The sequence below is a fragment of the Longimicrobiaceae bacterium genome (assembly GCA_036375715.1).
Classification (GTDB): domain Bacteria; phylum Gemmatimonadota; class Gemmatimonadetes; order Longimicrobiales; family Longimicrobiaceae; genus DASVBS01.
Window position 1 is genome coordinate 99,588 of sequence record DASVBS010000076.1, and the last position, 9,149, is coordinate 108,736.

Here is a 9,149-nt window from a genome sequence, read left to right on the forward strand (position 1 = left end):
TCACTCGCGCGCAAGAAATTCATCCACGTCCGAAGCGAGCCACTCCACGAAATCGGCCAGACCGTCGAGCCGGCCGACGCGACGCCGTTCCGCGGCCAGAATCTCGAGCACTGACTCGACCGCGGCGTCCAGATCGTCGTTGACGATCACGTAATCGAACTCGCTCGCCGCGGCGAGCTCGTTGCGGGCGGCCTGCAGGCGACGCCGCTGCACCTCACGGCTCTCACTGTCGCGGCCGATCAGCCGCCGCGCCAGCTCCCGCCCCGAAGGGGGCAGAACAAATATGGCGACGGCCTCTGGCACCTGGCGGCGGACCAGCCGGGAGCCCTGCACATCGATGTCGAGCAGGAGATGACGTCCGTGCTCGGCCGCGCGCTCGAGGTTCCGCCGGGGAGTTCCGTACAGGTGGTCGTGCACGACCGCCCACTCCAGAAGCTCCCCTCGATCGATCATGGCGCGGAACTCTTCTTCAGAGTGGAAGAAATAATCCACTCCGTTACGCTCCCCCGGCCGCGGGGCCCGGGTGGTGGCGGAAATGGAGAACTCTACATCGGGGCGCCGATCTCGCAGAGCGCGCGCGATGCTCGTCTTCCCCGCCCCGGACGGAGCCGCGAAGATCACGGGAAAGACCCCGCCGACCAGCGACTCCTCCCTGCTCGTCACTCGATGTTCTCCACCTGCTCTCGAAGCCGCTCCACTTCTTCCTTGATGGCCACTACGCGATGCGCAATTCCCGCGTGGTTGGCCTTGGAACCGATCGTGTTCGCTTCGCGGTGCATTTCCTGGACGAGGAAGCCGAGGCGCTTGCCCACCCCTTCCGACCCGTCGCCAGCGAGCAGGTCACGAGCCAGAGCGAGGTGTGAGCGGAAGCGTACCAGCTCCTCGTTGATGTCCCAGCGCTCCGCCAGGATCGCGATCTCCTGCGCGAGCCGGGCCGGGTCGACCGCGACCCCTTCCGCCAGCTCCTGGATCGCGTTGCGAAGCCGGTCGCGTTCCGCCTCCAGCCGCGCCGGCGCCAGCTCTGCGATCTCGTCCAGCGCCGTCCCGATCGCCTCGAAGCGCTCCTCGAGGTCGACCTGCAGCCGGCGCCCCTCCTCGGCGCGCATCGCCGACACCGCTGTAGCCGCGGCCTCCACCGCTCGCCGCAGGTCCTCGCCGGAGACGTCCACCGCCTCCGACTCCGGCTCCTCCCGGATGAAAATATCGGAGAACCGGGACAGGACCGCGAGATCTGCCTCGCCGCCGAGGGCGAACCGATCCTGCAACTCCTTGAGCAGCTCGACGTAGGCGGTTGCCCGATCGAGGTCGAGACGCAGACCCGCCGCCCCCGAACCCGGCTCACGCTCCAGCCGCACCGTGCAGTTCACATGACCGCGAACGAAGTGGCCGCGCAGCCACTCGCGGATCTCCGGCTCCCAGCGCGCGAGCGCGGTGGGTAGCCGTGCATTCACGTTCAGGTAGCGGTGGTTGACGGTCCGCAGTTCGACCCTCAGCCGTCCCGCCGGCACCGCGATCTCGGACTCGCCGAAGCCCGTCATGCTGCGGATCATCGCCCCCTCCGGAGTTGCCAGAAACTACCGGCGCCCGGGGCCCTCGTCAACGGAAGCCCCTCCCTCGCACTCAATTCCGGAAGGTCCATCGCAACCCGTAGTAGAACCGTCCTGCCGGCAGGGGGCGGCCAGCGAAATCCATCGCCGTCTGCACGTTCGTCACGTTGTCCCACACGAAGAAGGCGCGCACGTCCAGGATGCGGATTTCCAGTCGAAAATCGAGCATGGAGTACGCGGGCGCCACCGAGCTGGCATCCTCGCCGAGAAGCTGTGTGGGGCCCCGCTGCACCGCTTCCACCCGCACAGAGGGCTCGAGGTCCCCGCCGTAGAAGATGCCGTGGCCGGTCAGCGCGACTCTACCTTCGTACTCCGGCACATAGGGACGCCCCCCGAGCTCCGACCACCAGGTGAACCAGCCGTCGAGGCGCACATACTCGCGCGTCCCCGGCACGGGGAGGGACCCGTAACCCTCCAAGCCGCGCGCCTCGCCGACCTCGACCGCCTCGCTCCCCCAGTCGAGTGCGCCGCGAAGGCCGAACGGTGCGGAGACCCCGTCCGGCAGCAGCACGGCCGCCCCACCGAGGTTGCCGTTGACCAGCTGCCAGTCCACCCCTACCCGCAGCCCCGCCGCGCTGGCGGAGACGGCTGAAAAGCGCGGCTCGATGCGGTTCTCGCTGCGTCCCTCTCCCGGATCACCCACGGGCACCGAAACCGTGGTGTCGCGCCCGAGCACGAGCGGCTGCTCGCCGAAGCCTAGTGTGGCGAAACCCGTCATCCCCGCCAGCGGCCCCAGCCGCCCGGTAACGCTGCCGCGCGTGCCACCCACCCCCACCACGCTCCCCGTCCGCACCTCGGCCTCACCGGACAGCCAGGGGAGGAGCAGGACGCCAGCACGGCCCTCCAGCTCGGTTCCAGCCAGGCCGAGCGCATCGGCATTGGAGTGGAAGCGCGCCTCGCCCTCTAGCCAGAGACGGCCCGGATCGAACGCCGCCCGCACCGCCCCCTGAGTGGAAGATAGATCCACGTCGAGCGAATCGCGGTCAGCGGGCCGCCGGCGGCTGCTGCCGATCATCGCGTCGAGGGTGAGGTACGGGAGGATCCGCGACCTGGCTCGCAGCAGCGTGGTCCGGCGGTTGGCGTCGACGGGAACCGCCTGGGCGCCCGATTCGGCGTTCTCCGAGCGGATCTCGGCCTGAAGCCCGCTGTTCTCGCCCAGGGCGTAGGCGACGGAAGCGCGGGCGGAATTGAAGCTGAACGACTCGTCGAACCCGACGCCGCTGGAGCTGGCCTGGTCGAAAGCCGCCATGATGGTCGCCTTCCCACCCACGCCGCGCATCAGCATGCCACGCAGCAACTTGGTGTCGTACACTCCGGTCGCGGCTTCGACCGAAGAGAGCGGTCGCGGGTCGGGAAGCCGCATCGGCACCAGGTCCACCCGCAGGCCATCCATCCGGCGCTGCACCCGTACGCTCTCGAGGTCACCGAGAGGGATCTGCTGCAGGTCATGCGCGGTCGCGCCGAGCGGAACGATCTCGAATCCGTCCAGGTAGACGCGGACGCGACCGCCGGCACCCCCCAGCGTGGAGATACCCACCGGTTGACCGAAATCGCCCAACCTCAGGGCATGGAACCCGGGCACCTGCCGTAGCAGGTCCAGCAGGGAGAGGGAGTGATAGCGAAGCAACTCCTCGCGGTTCCACTCTCGCCTGCCGGTGCTCCAGCCGGAGAGTCCGGTGCGTCGGTAGCGGGGGAACTGCGGAACCGCCACGAGCGAGTCCTGGGCGAGGGAATCGTCGGGAACGGTGTCCCGCGCCATCGCCTCCGGCGGGATCTGCACCTGCACCGTATCGACCCCGGCCGTGTCCGGCGCGGCGATCGGTGGCTGCGCCTGCTCCGGCTGGGGGATGCCCTGGACGGGCACGGTGTCCGCGGGCGCGGTATCCGGGGGGACGGTGTCGGGCACCTGGGCCTCCAGTCCCCTCGGCGCGGCGACGAGGAACAAAACGACGAGCCAGCTCCAGAAATAGGGGCCGGCTCGCCGGGCGAAGCGGACGACGGTCATCTCACGGCGTACGCGCGCGAACCCATTCGACGAACAGCCGGGTGGGCGCGCCGGTGGCGCCCTTCACCTGGTAGGAGAGCTTGCCGTCGCCGTAGGCGGTGCCCGCGATATCCAGGTGAACCCAGGGGAAATCGCCGACGAACTCGCGCAGGAACCAGGCGGCCGTGATGGTACCCGCCGGACGCCCCCCCGAGTTCTTCAAATCGGCGTAGTCGGACTTGATCTGCTCGCGATACTCCTCGAACATCGGCAGGCGCCACACTCGCTGGCCGACTCGCTCTCCCGCCGCCTCGACCTCCTTCAGGAGCTCCTCATCGTTGCCCATGGCCCCGCTGGCGTGGTGTCCCAGCGCGATCACGCAGGCACCGGTAAGGGTGGCCGCGTCCACCACCGCAGCGGGCTCGAAGCGACGCAGGTAGGAGAGCGCGTCGGCGAGGATGAGGCGCCCTTCGGCGTCGGTGTTGACCACCTCGATGGTCTTGCCCAGGTGGCTCCGGAGGATGTCTCCCGGCTTCATCGAGGAGCCGGAAAGGAGGTTCTCGCTCGACGGGACCACGCCGACCACGTTGGCGGGCAGATCGAGCTCGCCGATCGCCTGCATTGCCCCGAGCACGGCCGCTCCCCCGCACATGTCAAACTTCATCTCCTCCATCCCCGCAGCCGGCTTGATGGAGATGCCCCCCGCGTCGAAGGTCAGTCCCTTCCCCAGCAGCACCAGCGGCTTCCCGTCGGGCGGACCCTTACGGTGCTCCAGCACGATCAGCCGCGGCTCCGCATCCGATCCGCGCGACACGGCGAGGAGTGCGTGCATCCCTTCCTTCTCCAGCTCGGCCGGCCCGAGAATGGTGACCTTCATCCCGTAATCGCCGGCGATGCGCTCCGCCTCGCGAGCGAGGTATTCGGGAGTCACCACATTTCCCGGCAGGTTGCCGAGCGTGCGGGCGAGGTTCTCCCCGCGGGCGAGGGTCGCGCCCACGCGAGCGCCCTCCTCGATCGCCGGGATCTTGTCGGCGCTTTCCTCCAGCACGGTGAAGGCCTGCACGTGAACGGGGGCTTCGCCGTTGTCCTCCTCCTTCTTCGACTTCAGCTCGTCGAAGACGTAGGCGCCAAGGACCGCGCCCTCCGCCACCGCGCGGCCGGCCTCGGCGGCCGCGATCGGCGAAGTGGCGAGCTCCGCGTGGTGCAGCGTGGAGGCGAGGTTGGCGAGCCGCAGCCTGGCCGCCTGCTTTACGGCCGTGGCCGCGGCGCGGCGCAGTCGCTCGGTGTCCAGCTCCGCCGCCTTACCCGCGCCGACGAGCAGCACCCGCTCAGCGCCGATAGCTCCCGCCGGAGGATAGACCATCGCCGTCTCGCACAGCTTGCCGCGAAAGTCTCCCCGCTGGATCAGGCGCGACATCTGGCCGCCCAACCGCTCGTCCAGCCGCGCAGCCGGGCCGACCAGGTCGTTGGCACCTTCCAACACCATGACGGCGAGGAGCGGCGTCTCGAACGCGGTGACGTCAGTACGGGCGACGGAGATCTTCATTGAATGCCTGCGGTATCCCGCGGTGCCGGGGTGAGGGCAGAGCGTGGTGCCTCCGGAGAATGCGCGCGGGGCGTGACGACGTGCCACGCCCCGGCAAAAGGCTTCCTGCGGATCAGCGCTGGTCGATGGGCTGAACCCGCAGGCCGCGCGGCCCCGTGTACTGCGCTTTGGGGCGGATCAACCGGTTGTTCGCGTACTGCTCGAAGAGGTGCGCGGTCCACCCGGTAACCCGCGACATCGCGAAGATGGGGGTGAACAGGTCCTTGTCGATTCCGAGGGTGGTGTAGACCGAGGCGGAGAAGAAGTCGACGTTCGGATAGATCTTCTTGCCGCGTGCCTCCATCTCCCTGGCCATCGCCGCGCGCACGCGGTCTGACAGATCGAGCCAGCGCGTTTCCCCCGCCCCCTGCATGATCGTGTCGGCGAGCTCACGCAACACGATGGCGCGCGGGTCCACCGCCTTGTAGACGCGGTGACCGAAGCCCATCACCCGCTCCTTGCGCTCCAGCGCCTCGTGCACCCACTGCTCCGGATCCTGACCGCTGGCGTCGATCGCCTCCAGCGTCTCCATCACACGCGTGTTGGCGCCACCGTGAAGCGGCCCCTTGAGCGTGCCGATCGCGGAGGTGATGGCGGAGTAGATGTCGGACAGGGTGGCGGCGGTGACGCGGGCGGAGAAGGTGGAGGCATTCATGCCGTGCTCGGCGTGGAGCGTGAGCGCCGCGTCGAAGGTACGCACGCGGAGCTCGTCGGCCTCCTCCCCGGTGAGCATGTACAGGAAGTTTGCGGCGGTATTGAGATCCGCTCGGGGAGCGACCACCGGCTTCTGCTTCCGCGCGCGATCGAAGGTCGCGACGATGGTGGGCATCTTCGCCGTGAGCTTGATTGCCTTCCGGCGATTCGCCTCGTCCGAGTTGTCGTTGGCCTCGGGGTCGTACAGGGCGAGGGCGGACACCGCGGTGCGCAGCGCCGCCATGGCGTCGCTGTCGGCGGGGAACCCCTGGATCAGCTGGAGGATCGGCGCCGGAAGCTCACGCTCGGCAACCAGCTGCTGGTTGAGCCTGTTCAGCTCGTCGCGGTTAGGAAGCTTCCCGTTCCACAGGAGGTAGGTGACTTCTTCGAAGGTCGCATTACGGGCAAGGTCGGCGATGTCGTAGCCGGCGTAGATCAGCTCGCCCTTTTCGCCATCGATCGCACTCAAACCGGTCTCAGCGACAACGACACCTTCGAGCCCGCTGTTCAGCATGTCTTCTTCCTTTAGCCCGAGTCATGTTTTCCTCCGGCGGACGGGGCCTGTTGTCGTGCCACCGGGGTCCCTCCGCGGGTGCGTGAGTATAAGCCACCCCCCATTGGCAGGCAAGGGAAAATCCGGGCTTTCGGAAGCGTGATCAGCTCTCCAGGGTGCGCTGGCAGTCGGCGCAGAGGGTCGTCTCCGGAAGGACGCGGAGGCGCTCGTAGCCGATGTCGCCGCCGCACCGCTCGCAGCGGCCAAACGCTTCGGGATCCGAGTAGAGCCGTCGGAGCGCCTCATCGATCTGGTAGAGGCGCTCCCCTTCCTTGCTCGCCAGTAAGAATTGCTGCTCTCGCTCCATCGCCTCGGAGCCGATATCCGCCATGTGAAAGCGATAGATGCTCAGCTCTCCGGAGTCGTCGCGGAGGTTGTCCGCGTTGGCCTTCTGGAAATCGCCGATCGCCTCGAGCGCGCGCTCCCGCTCTCGTAGCAGCAACTGCTCGATCGTCTGTCGTTCCTCTGGGGTCAACATGCTGGGGTCAACATCGCTCCCTGGTCACTCGACTCCGTGGATCCCCTGCGGGGCACTGTCAGAATGCTTCAAGGAGCATGCCCCGTGAGGACCGATCGGCCCAAGCGCGAGAGCCCCGACGACGCGCAGTCGTCGGGGCTCTCGTTCATGCCGGGAGGGGGACTCGAACCCCCATGCCTTGCGGCGCTCGATTTTGAGTCGAGTGCGTCTACCGGTTCCGCCATCCCGGCCCGCCTTACTTGTTCGGCGGTAAGCTGAAAAAGATAACCGGGTGAACGGCCCAGTTCAAGCAATCAGCAGGAGTATTCGCCGCAGGGAGCGCGCGCTTCGGCGGGGATCGCGGGCTCGGGCATTCCCTGGCCGTCGGCGAGCTGCAGCGCATACACGGCCGCCTGCACCGCCCGCAGCGGCGTCCCGTGCATCAGCTCCTCGCGGGCACTGCGCACCAGATGCTCGATCCGCTCGGCGTGCGGCCCGTCCTTTCCTCGCTCCCCGAGTGATGCGACCGCCCGATCGAGCACCCGCAGCGCCACCCCCTGGGGTGACCATTCGCGCACCCGGTCCGCGGCCCGCGTCAGCAGCAGCGCCGCCGTGCGGGCATCTCCCCGCAGGTACGCGTCGCGGGCGCTCTCGCGCTCACGCGCGACGAGCTCTACGGCGAAGGCAAGCTCGGGGGCCCGCTGCAGGTCGACCTCGGACCGAACCGTACGGTCCCACTCCTCGAGAGCGGCCACCGCCGACAGGAAGGGGCGGGGTCCGGGATCGCTGGTCATGGAGCGCACCGCGCGCGCCGCGGCCTCCGCGAGCAGCTCCTGCGCCCGCTGCGAGTCCCCCTCGATCCGGGCGCGGGCCGCCTCACTCTCCAGCGCCGCGACCTCCGGAGCCGCCGTCGGATCCTTCCCGTACGCCAGCCAGCTAGCCGCGGTGGGGAGATCGCTCGGCGCCACCACCGCCGTCCACAGCTGACCATCCGCTTCGAGTTGGAACGAGTCAGTGCCGGTGGGAAGATCCTTGCAACCAGCCGTCACGCTCACAGCGAGACAGATCGAAACGGCGCATGCCGACCGGTGGGAGAAAAGCGGGATCATGCGTGCCGGGATGTGAACACGACAACGAAGGGGGATGGTGAAAGAATATCGGCTCGTCCTGCCGTGCGTCAAGCTACTCTTCCGCGACTTGACAGCGATTCCGCTCGATCCCTACCTTGAACCTTCAAGCCCGACCGCCTCTTAGCATCCGATTACAGCCCGTTCAGGCGGGACCAACACACCCGGATAGCTACGCATCACAGCGGTACCTTTTCCGCTGGCGCTGGAGGCGCCGCGTTTTTTTTCGCCCGGAACGGCCCCCGATTATGTCCCAAGGCCGCACCGCCTACGACGCGAAGCTGGAGAGCATTCTTCGGGCCGCAGCCGTCGTCTTCGCTGAGAAAGGCTACCACCAGGCGAGCATTCGTGACATCGCCCGGGCCACCGGTGTCAGCCTCGCCGGGCTCTACTACTACTTTCAGAGCAAGGAAGAGCTGCTCTTCCTGATCCAGCACCACGCCATGAGTCGGCTCATCGCGGGCCTGGAGCCCCGACTCCGTTACGCCCGTGACCCGCGCGAGAAGCTCCGCATCCTTATAGATAACCATCTCCGCTTCTTCGTTGACAACATGGCGGAGATGAAGGTGCTCTCGCACGAGGCCAAGTCGCTCACCGGCGAGTTCCGGTCCCACGTCGAGTCGCAGAAGCGGCAACTGACCAACATCGCCCGCCAGATCCTTCGCGAGGTGGAGCCGAACAGCACCCTCGATGAGAGAGTCTCGGCGTTCGCCCTGTTCGGGATGATGAACTGGCTGTACGTCTGGTACCGCCCCGGCCGTGACGCCGACGTGAACCGGCTGGTGCACGACATGACCGAGATCTTCATGGGCGGCTTCGTGCGCAGCCGGGGGCGAAACCCCGAGCTACAGCTGGCCGTCGGCACGGGCTGATCGCATGGGACGTGACGAGGCGGGAGCGGTGGTGCTCCGCGGCGTCCTGCTGGTGTTGGCGGTCTGCGTGGCCGCGCTGGGCCTCGGCTTCGTGGTGGGTTTCTGGTTGGGAAGCTAGCAGATTGTTGGGAAGCTAGAAGATTTGAGAGCGAGCAACGACAGGGGCCCCGGCAGCCATTCTGCCGGGGCCCCTGTGGATTCTCGCTCGGACAGCTCAGGCCGGAATGACCGCCACCTGCTTGCGCTTGCGGTCCTTACGCTGAAACTGGAC

General features: G+C 67.8%; 8 protein-coding genes and 1 tRNA gene. 1 reads left to right on the forward strand and 8 read right to left on the reverse strand.

Annotation, left to right across the window (positions count from 1 at the left end; all coding sequences use genetic code 11):
* The 8 genes from gmk to VF167_16415 form a co-directional block, all read right to left on the reverse strand.
* A complete protein-coding gene (gmk, locus tag VF167_16380) occupies positions 1–663 on the reverse strand; it encodes a guanylate kinase (GenBank protein ID HEX6927002.1) in 663 nt (220 codons plus the stop codon).
* The gene (locus VF167_16385) at positions 660–1,550 is read right to left on the reverse strand and encodes a YicC/YloC family endoribonuclease (protein HEX6927003.1); all 891 of its coding nucleotides are present in this window, start codon (positions 1,548–1,550) and stop codon (positions 660–662) included. The genes gmk and VF167_16385 overlap by 4 nt, the downstream gene beginning before the upstream one ends.
* Positions 1,551–1,620: 70 nt before the next feature.
* Positions 1,621–3,612 carry a Plug domain-containing protein gene (locus VF167_16390; protein HEX6927004.1) on the reverse strand — a complete coding sequence of 664 codons (1,992 nt, stop codon included), beginning with the start codon at positions 3,610–3,612 and terminating at the stop codon, positions 1,621–1,623.
* 1 nt (position 3,613) lies between these two features.
* Positions 3,614–5,137 carry a leucyl aminopeptidase gene (locus VF167_16395; protein ID HEX6927005.1) on the reverse strand — a complete coding sequence of 508 codons (1,524 nt, stop codon included), beginning with the start codon at positions 5,135–5,137 and terminating at the stop codon, positions 3,614–3,616.
* A 112-nt stretch (positions 5,138–5,249) separates the two neighbouring features.
* Positions 5,250–6,383, reverse strand: a complete 1,134-nt coding sequence (locus tag VF167_16400; GenBank protein HEX6927006.1) for a citrate/2-methylcitrate synthase — start codon at positions 6,381–6,383, stop codon at positions 5,250–5,252.
* A 142-nt stretch (positions 6,384–6,525) separates the two neighbouring features.
* Positions 6,526–6,900, reverse strand: coding sequence for a TraR/DksA C4-type zinc finger protein (locus VF167_16405; GenBank protein HEX6927007.1), 375 nt, complete (start codon positions 6,898–6,900; stop codon positions 6,526–6,528).
* A 148-nt stretch (positions 6,901–7,048) separates the two neighbouring features.
* Positions 7,049–7,130 (reverse strand) — tRNA-Leu (locus tag VF167_16410).
* A 63-nt stretch (positions 7,131–7,193) separates the two neighbouring features.
* Complete coding sequence (locus VF167_16415) at positions 7,194–7,934, reverse strand: hypothetical protein (GenBank protein ID HEX6927008.1); 741 nt, start codon at positions 7,932–7,934, stop codon at positions 7,194–7,196.
* A 320-nt stretch (positions 7,935–8,254) separates the two neighbouring features.
* Here VF167_16415 and VF167_16420 point away from each other — a divergent pair, with 320 nt between their 5' ends.
* Entirely contained in the window at positions 8,255–8,878 is a 624-nt protein-coding gene (locus VF167_16420) for a TetR/AcrR family transcriptional regulator (protein HEX6927009.1), read from the forward strand.
* Positions 8,879–9,149: the final 271 nt, after the last annotated feature.